Source organism: Flavobacterium gelidicaeli (genome assembly GCF_013294005.1).
GTDB lineage: Bacteria > Bacteroidota > Bacteroidia > Flavobacteriales > Flavobacteriaceae > Flavobacterium.
This window is the reverse complement of record NZ_JABSNK010000013.1, coordinates 47,189-61,199: the sequence shown is the minus strand read 5'-3', so window position 1 is coordinate 61,199 and position 14,011 is coordinate 47,189. Positions and strand designations below refer to the sequence as shown.

General features: G+C 31.5%; 15 protein-coding genes. 8 read left to right on the top strand and 7 right to left on the bottom strand.

Annotated features, from left to right (window positions below; translation table 11 throughout):
* Window positions 1-79: 79 nt before the first annotated feature.
* Window positions 80-1,207, top strand: coding sequence for a cysteine desulfurase family protein (locus HNP99_RS15315; protein WP_173854283.1), 1,128 nt, complete (start codon window positions 80-82; stop codon window positions 1,205-1,207).
* Window positions 1,208-1,292: 85 nt separating this feature from the next.
* Here the strand turns inward: HNP99_RS15315 and HNP99_RS15310 are convergent, their stop codons facing one another.
* The 4 genes from HNP99_RS15310 to HNP99_RS15295 all read right to left on the bottom strand — a co-directional run bounded on the left by HNP99_RS15310 (window position 1,293) and on the right by HNP99_RS15295 (window position 4,151).
* On the bottom strand, window positions 1,293-1,751 hold the full coding sequence (locus HNP99_RS15310; RefSeq protein ID WP_173854281.1) for a sensor of ECF-type sigma factor: 459 nt from the start codon (window positions 1,749-1,751) through the stop codon (window positions 1,293-1,295).
* Between the two features lie 49 nt (window positions 1,752-1,800).
* Window positions 1,801-2,235, bottom strand: coding sequence for a hypothetical protein (locus tag HNP99_RS15305; protein WP_173854279.1), 435 nt, complete (start codon window positions 2,233-2,235; stop codon window positions 1,801-1,803).
* Between the two features lie 33 nt (window positions 2,236-2,268).
* Window positions 2,269-2,811 carry an RNA polymerase sigma factor gene (locus HNP99_RS15300; RefSeq protein WP_173854277.1) on the bottom strand — a complete coding sequence of 181 codons (543 nt, stop codon included), beginning with the start codon at window positions 2,809-2,811 and terminating at the stop codon, window positions 2,269-2,271.
* Between the two features lie 65 nt (window positions 2,812-2,876).
* Window positions 2,877-4,151, bottom strand: a complete 1,275-nt coding sequence (locus HNP99_RS15295) for an SRPBCC family protein (RefSeq protein WP_173854275.1) — start codon at window positions 4,149-4,151, stop codon at window positions 2,877-2,879.
* A gap of 317 nt (window positions 4,152-4,468) precedes the next feature.
* Here HNP99_RS15295 and HNP99_RS15290 point away from each other — a divergent pair, with 317 nt between their 5' ends.
* Both HNP99_RS15290 and HNP99_RS15285 read left to right on the top strand, forming a co-directional pair.
* On the top strand, window positions 4,469-6,508 hold the full coding sequence (locus tag HNP99_RS15290) for a dipeptidyl-peptidase 3 family protein (RefSeq protein ID WP_173854273.1): 2,040 nt from the start codon (window positions 4,469-4,471) through the stop codon (window positions 6,506-6,508).
* 343 nt (window positions 6,509-6,851) lie between these two features.
* Window positions 6,852-7,238, top strand: a complete 387-nt coding sequence (locus HNP99_RS15285) for a pyrophosphohydrolase domain-containing protein (RefSeq protein ID WP_173854271.1) — start codon at window positions 6,852-6,854, stop codon at window positions 7,236-7,238.
* A gap of 75 nt (window positions 7,239-7,313) precedes the next feature.
* On the opposite strand, the gene HNP99_RS15280 is transcribed toward HNP99_RS15285, so the two are convergent.
* Window positions 7,314-8,381 (bottom strand): branched-chain amino acid aminotransferase, encoded by a 1,068-nt coding sequence (locus HNP99_RS15280; RefSeq protein ID WP_173854269.1) that lies wholly within the window; start codon window positions 8,379-8,381, stop codon window positions 7,314-7,316.
* Between the two features lie 521 nt (window positions 8,382-8,902).
* On the opposite strand from HNP99_RS15280, the gene mnmC2 reads away from it, so the two are divergent.
* The 3 genes from mnmC2 (at window position 8,903) to HNP99_RS15265 (ending at window position 10,331) form a co-directional block, all read left to right on the top strand.
* On the top strand, window positions 8,903-9,568 hold the full coding sequence (gene mnmC2 / locus HNP99_RS15275; RefSeq protein WP_173854267.1) for a tRNA (5-methylaminomethyl-2-thiouridine)(34)-methyltransferase MnmC2: 666 nt from the start codon (window positions 8,903-8,905) through the stop codon (window positions 9,566-9,568).
* A gap of 154 nt (window positions 9,569-9,722) precedes the next feature.
* Window positions 9,723-9,920 (top strand): hypothetical protein, encoded by a 198-nt coding sequence (locus HNP99_RS15270; RefSeq protein WP_173854265.1) that lies wholly within the window; start codon window positions 9,723-9,725, stop codon window positions 9,918-9,920.
* A gap of 213 nt (window positions 9,921-10,133) precedes the next feature.
* Window positions 10,134-10,331, top strand: a complete 198-nt coding sequence (locus tag HNP99_RS15265) for a hypothetical protein (RefSeq protein ID WP_173854263.1) — start codon at window positions 10,134-10,136, stop codon at window positions 10,329-10,331.
* Here HNP99_RS15265 and HNP99_RS15260 read toward each other — a convergent pair whose 3' ends face one another.
* Window positions 10,332-11,279 (bottom strand): LysR substrate-binding domain-containing protein, encoded by a 948-nt coding sequence (locus HNP99_RS15260; RefSeq protein WP_173854262.1) that lies wholly within the window; start codon window positions 11,277-11,279, stop codon window positions 10,332-10,334.
* 95 nt (window positions 11,280-11,374) lie between these two features.
* Here HNP99_RS15260 and HNP99_RS15255 point away from each other — a divergent pair, with 95 nt between their 5' ends.
* Window positions 11,375-11,848: a Dps family protein gene (locus tag HNP99_RS15255; protein ID WP_173854260.1), complete on the top strand. Its 474-nt coding sequence runs from the start codon at window positions 11,375-11,377 to the stop codon at window positions 11,846-11,848.
* A 287-nt stretch (window positions 11,849-12,135) separates the two neighbouring features.
* Here the strand turns inward: HNP99_RS15255 and HNP99_RS15250 are convergent, their stop codons facing one another.
* Window positions 12,136-12,297 carry a hypothetical protein gene (locus HNP99_RS15250; protein WP_173854258.1) on the bottom strand — a complete coding sequence of 54 codons (162 nt, stop codon included), beginning with the start codon at window positions 12,295-12,297 and terminating at the stop codon, window positions 12,136-12,138.
* Window positions 12,298-12,350: 53 nt separating this feature from the next.
* Here HNP99_RS15250 and HNP99_RS15245 point away from each other — a divergent pair, with 53 nt between their 5' ends.
* A complete protein-coding gene (locus HNP99_RS15245) occupies window positions 12,351-14,009 on the top strand; it encodes a SulP family inorganic anion transporter (RefSeq protein ID WP_173854256.1) in 1,659 nt (552 codons plus the stop codon).
* Window positions 14,010-14,011: the final 2 nt, after the last annotated feature.

The following is a 14,011-nucleotide window of genomic DNA, read 5'->3' as shown; positions in this document are numbered from 1 at the left end:
AATTTGATACAAAAATAGCTAAAAAAATGACAATTAATATTGGAGAATTCATAATTGATATTTCATTAACTTTGCAGCAATGAAAAAAGTATACCTCGATAACGCATCAACAACAGCAATACGACCAGAGGTCATTGAAGAAATGACTAAAGTTATGGCTGAGGATTATGGTAATCCATCATCTACACACAGTTTTGGTCGAAATGCCAAAAGTGTATTAGAATTGTCTCGAAAAGCAATTGCTAAAGAACTCAATGTCCCTGCTCAAGAAATAATTTTTACTTCTTGTGGCACTGAAGCAGACAACTGGATTTTACGTTCGGCGGTAAAAGATTTGAAAGTAACCCGAATCATCACTAGTAAGATTGAGCATCATGCGGTTTTGCATACAGTAATGTTATTAGAGAAGGAATTTGCAATTCAAGTGGACTACGTTGCGGTCAAACCAGACGGTAGTATTGATATTACTAATTTAGTAGAGTTACTGGCTAATCCAGCTAAAACATTAGTGAGTTTAATGCATGTTAATAATGAAGTAGGAACTGTTTTAGATTTGGCTAGAGTAGGTCAAATATGTAAGGAACACAATGTGTTATTTCATTCGGATACTGTTCAGTCTATAGGAAAGCAAGTCTTGGATTTACAAGAAATTCCTATTGACTTTATTGCGGCAAGTGCACATAAATTTCATGGTCCTAAAGGAGTAGGTTTTGCTTTTGTTAGGAAAAACTCTGGGCTGCAGCCAATGTTTTTTGGCGGTGAGCAAGAAAAAGGATTGCGCGCAGGAACAGAAGCAGTGCATCAAATTGCAGGAATGGCAAAAGCATTGACACTTTCTTATGCCAACCTTGATCAGGAAAAAAAGCACATTCAAGGATTAAAAACCTACTTATTAGAACAATTGACTGCTTCGTTACCTGGTTTTATTGTAAATGGAGACGCTAATGGATTTTATAATATTCTAAATGTATTATTGCCTTTCGCAGCAGATAAAACAGCTATGATACTCTTTCATTTAGATATGAAAGGAATTGCGGTATCAAGAGGTAGCGCTTGTCAAAGCGGTAGTATTAGGCCTTCTCATGTACTTGCTGAAATGCTTTCGCTCGAAGATTTAAAAAAACCGAGTCTTCGAATATCTTTTAGCCATTATAATACTAAAGAAGATATAGACTTGCTTATTGATGCTTTAAAAGGATTACAATAAAGTGATGTTTTAATTATTTATGATGTAAAAACACAAAACCCTAAACAATTTGTTTAGGGTTTTGTGTTTCATAGTGTGGTATTGATTATTTCCTTTTGGCTTTATCTCTATATTGATGCAAAAGTTTTCTGTTGAAATCATCTTCTGATTTTCGCAGTTTTAAGATTTTTGCAGCTGGAAGAATTTCTTTAAGATCTTTGATGTATTTTTTGCGTAAGCTGTATAATTCATCTTCTGAGTCTTCCATTTTGTCAATTAAACTCAAAGCATCTTTTTCGTTTATTTTATTTAATGTGATGTCGTTTAATTGTGTTTTACACATTTTCATTTTCTCGTGTCTGATTTCAAACTGCTTGTCGTCAAAGGAGTTGTAAACAGGCCAAAAACGTTGTGCTTCTTTAGTAGATAAGTCTAATTCAGAAGTTATAAAAGAGACTTTCATAGCTTTTATTTGTTCTTTTTTGTCTTTCATCCCTTCGCTTTGTGCAAAAATGCTAAAAGAAGTAAGAAGCAGTAATAGTGGTAGTATTTTTTTAAATTTCATGTTGTTTATTTTTAAAATTATCATGGATCATAATAGGCAATAAAGAAAGTTATTCTATTATATAATGCTCTAAATTGCCATTGTCAACTAATAGATCTTCTATAGTTTCCTGTTCTAAGGATGTGGTATTTTCTGTCTCTATATTTTGTAAATCTTCTGATTCTAGTGAGTTGATTAAATCATATTGACTCATGTTACTTTGATAACTTAGGTAATTTTCTAAAGTGGTATCGTCTAATTCAGTAGTAGCAATCTTTTTTGTTTGATTGAAAGCGATGGGGATCATCAAGCCAATTACAAGTAATGCTGCAACTAACATGATACTAGTTTTTCGTCTTTTGAAAAACGGAATCACTTTTGCTTCAGCGGTATCATTTTGAGGGATTTTAAGCATTAATTTTGCTGAGAAATCCTCAAAGTAATTCTCTGGAGTTGAAAATCCAGTTTCAATTTTTGTACTATTTTCGAGTTTAAATTCTTTCATAACATTAGTTTGACTTCAAAATGAGTAAAAGGTTTAATTTGATGTAACAAAGCTTTCTATTTTTTTTACAGCATGATGGTATGAAGCTTTTAATGCTCCTACGGATGTGCCTAGAATTTCTGAAATTTCTTCGTATTTTAATTCTTCAAAATATTTCATTTTAAAGACTAGTTGTTGTTTTTCTGGAAGCTTGGCTATGGCTTTTTGGAGTTTGATTTGTATTTCATTTCCGTCAAAATAGTCATCTGCTTTAAGATTATCGATTGCTTTGTCTTGAAGTGTCTGGGAACTTATACCGCTTTTTTTAGATTTTATATTTAAAAAACTAATCGCTTCATTTGTAGCAATGCGGTACATCCAAGAAAAGAGCTTACTTTCTCCTTTAAAATTTTTAAGATTTTGAAATACCTTCACAAAAGTGTTTTGCAAAACATCATCAGTATCATCGTGGTTGAGAACAATGTTACGTATGTGATTGTAAAGCGGTTTTTGATAGGTTAACAAGAGTTTTTGAAACGCTTCGTTTTGCGTTTTACTATTCAATAACTGTTGTATAAATTCTTCTTCTTCTGACAAAGTATGCTTTTATTTATATTAGAATAGAATTTATAATAAAGGTTTAATGTGATTTAAAAAATAAATTAAAATTCGAATTCATCTTCCTCTGTTACAGGTTTTTCAATTACGGTTTTTTTAGGCACTTCTGGTTTTACCACTTTCTCAGCTTCTGGTTTTGGAGCTTTGGGTGTAACCGCTTTTGGAGTTCCAACTTTTGGAGTGGTAGGTTTAACTACTGTAGGTTTAGGCGTGGTAGGATTAGTGTTAGTCTCAGCATCACGAGTATAATCTGTTTCTGTTTCAACTGGGGTTGGTGTGTATGTTTTTACAGGCACGACAACTTTAGGAGGCATAGGGATGTATACTTCGGTGATCCATTTTGAAGGATCTTTTACCTCTGTTTTATTAGTATTGTATATTTCTATATGGGTAATAGTAGGATCGTGCGTAAGTTTGTTTTGATTGAAATAAGCGAGAGCTTTATCATAAGCCGCTTTATTATGTGAATTGTCTCCAGTTAAAGTTGCTTTTACAGCTTCAAATGGTGCTAATTTAGAAGAAATAATGTCACTACCGGAACTTATAAATATTTCTCTCTCGATAGGTACAGCTATTGTGATGCGGGCTAATTGTGTTTGTTCATCATAGGTATGGTAAACAATAAAAGGCCTTCCTACTGTATTGATGTCATTTTGTTGACAGAAAGATTTAATCTTTGGAACTACAATTTTGAAATTTTTATTGATTTTCGAAATCTCCGTTGTAAATGTTTGTCCTAAATAATAGGTCATAGGTTTTTGTACTAATCCATCTACTTTTACATTAAAAGTATTGATTTCGTATACTAATGATTTGTCTAGGTTCTCAAGACTTTTTTCGAACATACTTCCTATAACTCGATCGACCCCTCCATTTAAAGCGGTATATACCTTGAAAGCAAAACTCATTTTACCTTTAATATTCCACGTAACTTTTGTGCCGCCTTTTGCATCTTTAAATGTCCAATAAACAGAAGATAAAGTTCCGTTGTAATTCATTTTTTGAGAAATGCTGTCGTTTTCTTTAGCAAAAAGAGTTTTCATGTCACCATCACCATCTTTAGATTCCCAAGAATATGCAGCTCCTTTACCAATGGTGTTTTCAGGGAAAATCATTTTTATTTCAGGATCTTCAGTTGCCCAAGAACCAAACTCGCTCCAGTTTTTATAATCATTTACATAGCTAAAGACTACAGCTTTAGGAGAATTTATAATTTTACTTCTTTCCACTTGAAAATCCCCTTTTTGCGTAGCAATAAATATGGACAAGGCTACTAAACTTAGTAAAAATAAAAGAAATATATATTTTAAAATTCTCATGTTAAGTGGTTTATTTGGTGTTGTAAAGTTAGAAATTTTATTAATATGCTATACTAAGTATAGAAAAAATATAAAATGCCTGCTTTTTTAATTTGTTGAGCGCATTTATAATCTTATAATGGTAAAAAAGCTTGCGATAACAGACGCTTTTCGCGTAATAAAAGTACTATGATTGTAATTCAATGAAAGCTTGTTTTTGACTGATGTTTTAATAATTCGGCAATTTATAACGCTTGCGTATGTTGATTTTTATAACTTCTTTAAAGAATATGTATATTTGTCAATAATAATATATTGAAAACTAAATACCATTAATAATGAAATTACAAAAAATAGCTGGATTAATCCTTACGGCTGGAGTTTTTGTTGCTTGTAATACACAAAAACCTGCAGCGAGCACTGCTACTGCAAAGCAAGATGTAAAAGCGTTTGATAATCTTGTAGAGCAATTTGCCGACATTAAAGTGTTGCGTTACCAAATTCCAGGTTGGGAAAATCTAACCTTAAAAGAGCAAAAATTAGTTTACTACCTTACACAAGCAGGAACTTCTGGACGTGATATTATGTGGGATCAAAACTATAGAAATAACTTAAAAATTAGAAAAGCACTTGAAAATATTTATCAAAATTATGCTGGAGATAAAGAAAGTAAAGACTGGGCTAATTTTGAAATCTATTTAAAAAGAGTGTGGTTTTCTAACGGAATACACCACCATTATTCAAATGATAAAATTAAACCTGAATTTAATCAGGCGTATTTTGCTGATTTAATGAAAACAACTAATACTGTTTTAGAAGCAGCTGTTGTAGACGTTCTTTTTAATGATGTAGATGATAAAAAAGTGAATCTTGATGAGTCAAAAGGATTGTTAGCTGGTTCAGCAATTAACTTTTATGATAAAGGGATCACGCTTAAAGAAGCAGAAGATTTTTACGCTAAAAAAACAAATGCAGATCCTAAAAAGCCACTTTCCTATGGTTTGAACTCTAAGTTAGTTCGTAATGCTAATGGTGAATTAGAAGAGAAAGTATGGAAAAGTAACGGAATGTATGGTGCGGCAATCGACAAAATTATTTTTTGGTTAGAGAAAGCTAAAGGAGTTGCTGAAAATCAAAAACAAGCCGATGCTTTAGGATTGTTGATTAAATATTACCAAACAGGAGATTTGAAAACATGGGATGAATACAACATTGCATGGCTTGACGCTACAGAGGGGAATATTGATTACATCAATAGTTTTATAGAAGTATATAATGATCCTTTAGGATATAGAGGTTCTTATGAAGGTGTGGTGCAAATTAAGGATTTTGATATGTCTAAAAAAATGGCTGTGGTTTCTGAAAGTGCACAGTGGTTTGAGGATAATTCTCCTTTAATGCCAGAACATAAAAAGAAAAATGTAGTAGGAGTTTCATACAAAACTGTTATTGTTGCTGGTGAGTCAGGAGATTCTTCTCCTAGTACGCCTATTGGTGTGAACTTGCCTAATGCTGACTGGATTCGCGCAGAGCATGGTTCTAAGTCTGTTTCTTTAGGGAATATCATTGATGCTTACTCTAATGCAGGTGGAAAAGGAAAGTTACAAGAATTTGCAAATGATGCTGAAGAAATTGCTTTGGCTGAAAAATATGCTGAAATAGGTGATAAATTACACACTGCTTTACATGAAGTTGTAGGTCATGCTTCTGGGCAAATTAACGAAGGTGTGGGTACGCCAAAAGAAACTTTAAAAAGTTATGCTTCTACTTTAGAAGAAGGAAGAGCTGATTTAGTTGGTTTGTACTATTTATACAATCCTAAAATTCAAGAACTAGGATTAGTTGATGACTGGAAAAAAACAGGAATGGAATCTTATGATAGCTACATTCGTAATGGATTAATGACGCAATTAGTTCGTTTAGACTTAGGTGCAAATATTGAAGAAGCACACATGAGAAACCGTCAGTGGGTGAGTGCATGGGCTTTTGAAAAAGGAAAGAAAGATAACGTTATTGAGAAATTAACTCGCAACGGAAAAACCTATTTCAATATTACTGATTACGTAAAATTACATGCCATCTTTGGAGATTTATTGCGTGAAGTGCAACGCATCAAGTCAGAGGGAGATTATGAAGCTGGAAAAGCTTTAGTAGAAAACTACGGTGTAAAAGTAGATCAAAAGTTACATGCTGAGGTTTTAGCACGTAACAAGCAGTTTGCTTCGGCTCCTTATAGTGGTTTTGTAAATCCAGTTTTAGTTCCAAAAATGGATGCGAAAGGAAATATTATTTCTATTTCTGTAGAGCAACCTAAATCATTTGAAGAGCAAATGCTTAATTACTCAAAAGATTTTAGTTTTTTACCTTTAGAAAATTAATACTCGAATAATTTACTGCATAAAAAAAGCCTGCTTTGTAGCGGGCTTTTTTATGCATTGAAACGAGTGAATTAACGTTTGAAAAATATTTTTATCAAAAATAAAATTCCAATAAAAAGTAAAAAACCCAATAGGATTTTATAATTCCCTTTGTAAAATTCTCTGTGTGTATTTATATCTTTTCTATAAGCAATTACCATTGCGATAACAAAAGCAATAAAAAAACAGCCAGCAAATATCAATTGTCCTTGACTAAACATAGTGTAAATTATTTTTAGCAAATTTAGTTAATAGTTTACCAATAGTTGCTAATTTGCCGTTTCATTTCTTAAAATAAAAAATCATGCAAAAACAAATCAATGCCGTCAAGGAGTTTCATACTGCATTTAAAATAGGACATAGCGAAGAACCGAAAGCCAATTTAGGCGCCGAAAAAAATAATCTTCGGTATGAATTAATGAAGGAGGAAAATGAAGAATATCATGAAGCAGTAAAAAATGAGGATTTGATCGAAATAGCTGATGCTTTAGGCGATATGATGTATATTTTATGCGGAACAATTATAGAACACGGACTGCAAGATAAAATAGAAGCTGTTTTTGATGAAATTCAGCGTAGTAATATGAGCAAATTAGATGAAAACGGAAATCCTATTTATAGAGAAGATGGGAAAGTACTAAAAGGGCCTAATTATTTTAAGCCGGATTTTTCTAAAATTTTAGCAGGCTAGTACATTTAAAAAAAAAGGCATAAAAAAAGCGATTTTCAATATATTGAAAATCGCTTTTTTGTATATTATAACGAACTATACTTTCACAGTCCAACCAAAAGTATCTTCGGTAAGTTTGTTTTGTAAGTTGGTTAATTTAGTTTTTAATTGTGCAGCGTATGAATTTGCTGTTTTAGGCAATTCGTAGTAAACATCTTGGTAAGAAAAACCAGCTATAGTACTCACTACAGCAGCTGTTCCAGCACCAAAAATTTCTTTCAAAGAACCGTCTTTTGCAGCAGCAACCAATTCAGAAACTAATACCGGACGCACATCAACTTCGATTCCGTCTTTTTTAGCCATTTCGATTAAACTTTTACGAGTGATTCCGTCAAGGATTCTTTCGCTAGTTGGTGCTGTATATAAGGTATCGTTAATTCTAAAAAACACATTCATTGTACCTGCTTCTTCAAGCATAGTATGTGTAGCATCATCCGTCCAGATCACTTGTTGGAACCCTTCTTTATTAGCTAAGCTTGTAGGGTAGAATTGTGCAGCGTAGTTTCCTGCTGCCTTTGCAGCTCCAATACCACCATTTGCCGCTCTACTAAAATGCTCTGCGATAAGTACTTTTACCTCACCAGAATAATATGCTTTTGCTGGAGATAAAAGAATCATGAATTTATAATTATCAGATGGATTAGCCATAACGCCGGTTCCAGTAGCAATCATAAAGGGTCTAATGTATAAAGAACTTCCGTCTCCTTTTTTAATCCAAGCTTCATCAATTTTTAATAATTGGTGTAAACCATTCATAAAAACATTTTCAGGTACTTCAGGCATTGCCATACGTGTTGCTGAATTATTGAAACGCTTGTAGTTTTCATCAGGTCTAAAAAGCCAAATAGCATCTTGTTCATCTTTATAGGCTTTCATACCTTCAAAAATTGCTTGACCGTAATGAAAAACGCGAGAAGAAGGATCCATTAAAAACGGCGCGTAAGGCTTGATAACTGGAGTTTGCCATTGACCATCAATATAGTCACATTCAAATAAATGATCTGTAAATACAGAACCAAAAGTTAAGTTGTCAAAATCTACTTCGTTTATCTTAGACGAAGCGGCTTTAGTGATGTCAATTTGTTGATTTTGAGTAGTACTCATAATAATATTTTATTTGTTTCGCTTTTAACGATGGTTATTTTTGGTATAAAAAGGGTCTACTTAATTATATTAGAATAAAGAAGTTTGGCTTCTGCAAAATTAAATAAAAATCAGTAATTTCCTTGCTAAAACACCATTAATTACCGCTTTTAATTCTGATTTATTGATATTATAACAAACTAAATTAAAATAGTATGTTTTATGTTAAATATGTAATATTATAAAGGCTATTTTAAACTAACTATAAAACCTTTAAGGGTAATTTAGTTAAATGTAATTTTGGTGGTTTTTAAGTCCAATAAAATAAATGCGTATACATTGTTAGGAGATTTATAAGGGATTGTTTTTGATGTAAATCCACTTTTTTCACTATTATTTTTATCGAAAATTACACTTGCAAGCAATAAATTAGAAGTAAAAAACTAATTGAGTCTAAGCGCTTTTGTATAGTTGTTTTTGAGTATTTTTGACCTAATCTAATCGCTAATTCAGTTGTTAGAGTTTTAAAAAATAAAACTATTTTGAAAAGAGAAATTATACAAACACTAGACGGGTCCACTACAATCCATATTCCGGAGTGGGATGAGTCATACCATTCTAAGCATGGAGCAATACAAGAAGCACAACATGTATTTATAAAAAACGGACTATCGTTGTTCAAGGATAAAGAATTGGCTATTTTAGAAATAGGTTTTGGAACCGGCTTGAATGCTTTTATAACCTATTTAGAAGGTGCTAAAATGAATCAAATTATCGATTATGTAGGAGTAGAGGCGTACCCAATATCATCAGAAGAGCTTGTTTCAATGAATTACGTAGCAGAATTAAATGCTTTAGATCAAGAAAATATTTTTGATCAAATGCACGGTTCGGCCTGGAATGAGAAAACCATTTTAAGTAATAGGTTCACCTTAACTAAGAGGCAGCAGTTTTTTGCAGACATAGAAGATAAAAATAAATTTGATTTGATATACTTTGATGCTTTTGGATACAGAGTACAACCAGAATTATGGAGTACTGAAATTTTTCAAAAAATGTATGACGCACTCAAGGATGATGGGGTTTTAGTAACTTATGCCGCTCGTGGAGTTGTGAAAAGAAGCATGATAGAAGTAGGGTTTGTTGTTGAAAAACTAGCTGGGCCTCCAGGTAAAAGAGAAATGTTTAGAGCTAAAAAAATCAGTTAATTTATAAAGTTAAGCAATTGATTAATAGTTAAATGTTTTATTTATGTAAAATATTTATCAAAAATATACGTTAAATTTTAATCATACATTTTTTAAATAGTGTATTTTTACAACAGTAGAAAATCAAAAAATAACCTGAAATTCTTATTTTATTATGTCTAAAATCATGTTTGATTACACAAAATCCATATTAGAAAGAGTTAGCTTTGATCCTAGTCTTTTTTGTAAAGAATTAGAAAAAGCAATTAGAACTTTATTACCATATGAAATTGAGCAATTACGAGAATGGTTGTTTGATTTTACTTTCGAAAAACCGGAATTAAAGCAATGTTTACTTATCGTAAATTCATAAATAAAAAGGAACCCATGTTTTAGGTTCCTTTTTTTATATTTAAAACTCAGCTTAAGTAATTAGTGGTATAAAAGAAGAGGGAGTAATACCGTTTTTCTTATTTTATGACAATCCGTCGATACTTTAACGTAGTTTGGCTTATATTTTGCATTATATAAAGTAACTATTTATATATTTACTTTATTATTAAAACAACCTACTAAACAAAGTGCCATGTCTAGATTGATCTATTTTTACACTAAGGATTCTCTTGAAAAAGTCAGTTTTAATCCTGATTTATTTACTAAGGAATTAAGAAAAGCAATGCGTAATTTATTGCCTTATGAAATGGAACACCTTAAAAACTGGCTTAATTTCTACACTAGTAAAAAGCCAGAGTTAAAGAAGTGTCTTATTGTTGTGGAGGATTAATTAATTTCGGCTTTTTGCCAAAGGGCTAATTACTTCTACATTTTGAAATACAATAGCGCCTTTTATAACACCAGTAATTGTACTTCTTAAAGCATCAATTATTTGAATTTTCAATTCACTTTTTGGGTAAATTAAACTTACTTCTCTAGCAGGTTTAGGCTCTTTAAAATGTCTTAACTTTAATTTGTCTGCTTCTTTTAGATCCAGTGTGTGTAAGAATGGCAACAATGTAGTTCCTAACCCTTCATCGGCTAGTTTGATTAATGTTTCAAAACTACCGCTTTCTATTTGAAAATGACTGAATTCATTTTTAGGATTGTTCTTGCATAAATTCAAAATCCCATCTCTAAAGCAATGACCGTCTTGTAATAATAAGATTTCATCTAAATTTAAGTCGGATATCTCAATTTCTTTTTTATCAAAATGTTCGTGACTTTCAGGAATGTAAGCCATGAAAGGTTCGAAGTATAAAACAATTTCTTTGATTTTTTCTTCTTGCAAAGGCGTTGCAGCTATGGCAGCATCAAGATGACCGTTGTTTAACTTGACAATAATTTCCTCAGTATTTAATTCTTCTATAATTAATTTTACTTTAGGGTATTTCTTAATGAAATTATTTAAGAACATAGGTAATAGGGTAGGCATGATAGTAGGAATGATTCCTAGCCTAAATTCACCACCTATAAAGCCTTTTTGTTGCTCAACGATATCTTGAATTCGATCAGCTTCATTAACGATATTTTTAGCCTGATTCACTATTTTTTGGCCAATTTCCGTTAGTTGGATTGGTTTTTTTGATCGATCAAAAATCAGAATACTTAATTCTTCTTCAATTTTCTGGATTTGCATACTCAATGTAGGTTGAGTTACAAAACACTTCTCAGCAGCTAGCGTGAAATTCTTATGCTCAGCTACAGCTAGTACATATTTTAATTGAGTAATTGTCATCTATAGTATTTTATGATACAAAGATAAAAACAATCAATTTGTTTTATAGTTTATTTCTAGCTTTGTTTTTTAAATTTGTATAAAAATTAACGATTATGAAAACGAATATTTTAGGATTACCAGTAAAAGAATCAGAATTAATTGTAAACGAATTGAATACATTGTTAGCAAACTTTCAAGTTTATTATCAAAATTTAAGAGGAATTCACTGGAATATTAGAGGGAAACGTTTCTTTGATTTACACGTGAAATTTGAAGAGTTATATAACGACTCTCAATTAAAAATTGATTTGATTGCTGAGCGTGTTCTAACATTAGGAGGGACGCCACTGCATACTTTTGAGGATTACATTGCAAACAATCAATTAGTAGTAGGAAAAGATATTTCTAAAGATGAAAAAGCAATTCACCTTATTGTTGCTTCTTTATCAGAACTACTAAAAATTGAAAGAATAATTTTAGATAAAGCAGCCGCTATTAATGATGAAGGTACTAATAGTATGATGAGTGATTTTATTGCTGAGCAAGAAAAAACAATATGGATGATGCAAGCTTGGTTAGAGGAATAATGGTATTATTATAATATAAAGTAAGCGCCAGATTATTAATGTATTAATAGTCTGGCGTTTTTTTTTAATGTTAAATTTTTATAAATTTTCTGCACTTGTTTTTGTTTTAACAAGTTAAACCATATTTTTGCATTAATGAAAGTAATTGCAAGTATCTTTTTATTCTTATTCATAGCCTTTTTGGCTACGCCACCTATTGTGACGATAATAGAAAAGTCATGCGATACCACATTAATTTTCAGTCTCTCTGAAGAAGAACACACCCAAAAAGAAATTAAAGTTTTTACTTACCATGAAGAAGTTCTTCCTGAGCTTTTAATAGGTAAATACAATAAAACTACATTAATACTATCTGAGAACTTGTCTAAACATGATAAGATTACTCGCAGTATTTTTTCGCCTCCTCCTGACATAGCATAGTACATACCGTTTTTTATAAATTTAAACATGAATTTGCATATCTTTATGCTTCAGTGTTTTGTATATTAATTATTATTGTATTATGACAAAGAAAATCAATCTTTTTGCTAACCTTAAATCAGATTTTGCTTCTGGTTTAGTTGTTTTTTTGGTGGCGCTACCTTTATGTTTAGGAATTGCATTAGCTTCTGGTGCACCACCATTAGCCGGGATTATCTCTGGTATTATTGGAGGACTTGTTGTGGGGTATTTAAGTAAATCACACCTTAGTGTTTCTGGACCTGCAGCTGGTTTAACAGCAATTATATTGACAGCCATCACTGATTTTGGGGCTTTCGATATTTTTTTAACAGCAGTGCTTATTGCTGGATTCGTACAGCTAGCTTTAGGTTTTATTAAAGCAGGTAGTATTTCAAACTATTTTCCTACTAATGTAATCGAAGGAATGCTAGCAGGTATTGGGGTAATTATTATCCTAAAACAATTGCCTCATGCTTTTGGTTATGATGCTGATTTTGAAGGCGATCAATCATTTGCTCAGGAAAATGGAAATAACACTTTTTCATCTTTATTTGAAGTATTTAACCACGTTCAACTTGGAGCTATTATTATAACAATAGTTTCATTGGCAATTTTAATCTCTTGGGATAAAGTTCCTTTTTTTAAGAAATTAAAATTAGTACCAGGTGCTTTAATTGCTGTTGCATCAGGAATTATATTAAATGAGATTTTTATCTCTTCTGGAAGTTCTCTTGCAATTTCAAAAGAGCATTTAGTTTCATTACCTGTTCCTACTTCTTTTGAAGAATTAAAAGGAATTATTGTTACTCCAAATTTTTCTGGATTTACAAATCCTAAAGTATGGGTTGTAGGTTTGACTATTGCTATTGTAGCTTCTATTGAAACTTTATTATGCATCGAAGCTTCAGATAGGATGGATGAGCAAAAAAGATATACAGACACTAATATTGAGCTTAAAGCACAAGGAATTGGTAATATTTTAAGTGCATTAATTGGTGGTTTACCTATGACATCTGTTGTAGTGCGTACCTCTGCAAATAATGCGGCTGGAGCCAAATCAAAAATGTCGGCTATCATTCACGGAGTATTATTACTTATAAGTGTATTGGCTATTCCAGTTATTCTAAATAAAATTCCATTAGCTACTCTAGCTACGATTTTAATCTTAGTTGGATATAAATTAGCTAAACCAGCAACTTTTTTACATTTCTGGGAAAAAGGAAAATACCAGTTCATCCCTTTTATCGCTACCTTGATTGCAGTAGTTACTACTGATTTACTTAAAGGTGTTGCATTAGGAATTGTAATTAGTATTATTTTTATCTTAAAAGGAAACCTAAAAAGAGCGTATAGTTTTAAAAAGGAAGAATATGAAGACGGAGATATTATTCATATTGATCTTGCACAAGAAGTTTCTTTTTTAAATAAAGCAGCTATAAAAAGCACTTTAAATGACATTCCAGAAAACAGTAAAGTAATCATTAATGCACAAGATACTGTTTATATTGCGCATGATATTTTGGATTTAATTAAAGAGTTTAAAGGAACTCGTGCTAAAGAAGAAAATATAAAGGTAAAACTTAAAGGATTCAAGGACGCATACGATTTAGAAAACACACCTGAAAATGCTAATCATGTTTCATTTGAGCATTATTATGATGTGGCAAAAAGAAAGATGGTTAAAAAAGAATCGGTAACAGAGACATTAGAAAATAATTAAAA

What these genes read in the sequence shown, in the direction of transcription:
- HNP99_RS15285 (WP_173854271.1), top strand. Translation starts at nt 6,852, where the DNA reads ATGCAAAAACAAATCAATGCCGTCAAGGAGTTTCATACTGCATTTAAA.
- HNP99_RS15265 (WP_173854263.1), top strand. Translation starts at nt 10,134, where the DNA reads ATGTCTAGATTGATCTATTTTTACACTAAGGATTCTCTTGAAAAAGTC.
- HNP99_RS15255 (WP_173854260.1), top strand. Translation starts at nt 11,375, where the DNA reads ATGAAAACGAATATTTTAGGATTACCAGTAAAAGAATCAGAATTAATT.
- HNP99_RS15250 (WP_173854258.1), bottom strand. Translation starts at nt 12,297, where the DNA reads ATGTTTAAATTTATAAAAAACGGTATGTACTATGCTATGTCAGGAGGA.
- HNP99_RS15270 (WP_173854265.1), top strand. Translation starts at nt 9,723, where the DNA reads ATGTCTAAAATCATGTTTGATTACACAAAATCCATATTAGAAAGAGTT.
- HNP99_RS15280 (WP_173854269.1), bottom strand. Translation starts at nt 8,381, where the DNA reads ATGAGTACTACTCAAAATCAACAAATTGACATCACTAAAGCCGCTTCG.
- HNP99_RS15245 (WP_173854256.1), top strand. Translation starts at nt 12,351, where the DNA reads ATGACAAAGAAAATCAATCTTTTTGCTAACCTTAAATCAGATTTTGCT.
- HNP99_RS15305 (WP_173854279.1), bottom strand. Translation starts at nt 2,235, where the DNA reads ATGAAAGAATTTAAACTCGAAAATAGTACAAAAATTGAAACTGGATTT.
- HNP99_RS15260 (WP_173854262.1), bottom strand. Translation starts at nt 11,279, where the DNA reads ATGACAATTACTCAATTAAAATATGTACTAGCTGTAGCTGAGCATAAG.
- HNP99_RS15310 (WP_173854281.1), bottom strand. Translation starts at nt 1,751, where the DNA reads ATGAAATTTAAAAAAATACTACCACTATTACTGCTTCTTACTTCTTTT.
- HNP99_RS15315 (WP_173854283.1), top strand. Translation starts at nt 80, where the DNA reads ATGAAAAAAGTATACCTCGATAACGCATCAACAACAGCAATACGACCA.
- HNP99_RS15295 (WP_173854275.1), bottom strand. Translation starts at nt 4,151, where the DNA reads ATGAGAATTTTAAAATATATATTTCTTTTATTTTTACTAAGTTTAGTA.
- HNP99_RS15290 (WP_173854273.1), top strand. Translation starts at nt 4,469, where the DNA reads ATGAAATTACAAAAAATAGCTGGATTAATCCTTACGGCTGGAGTTTTT.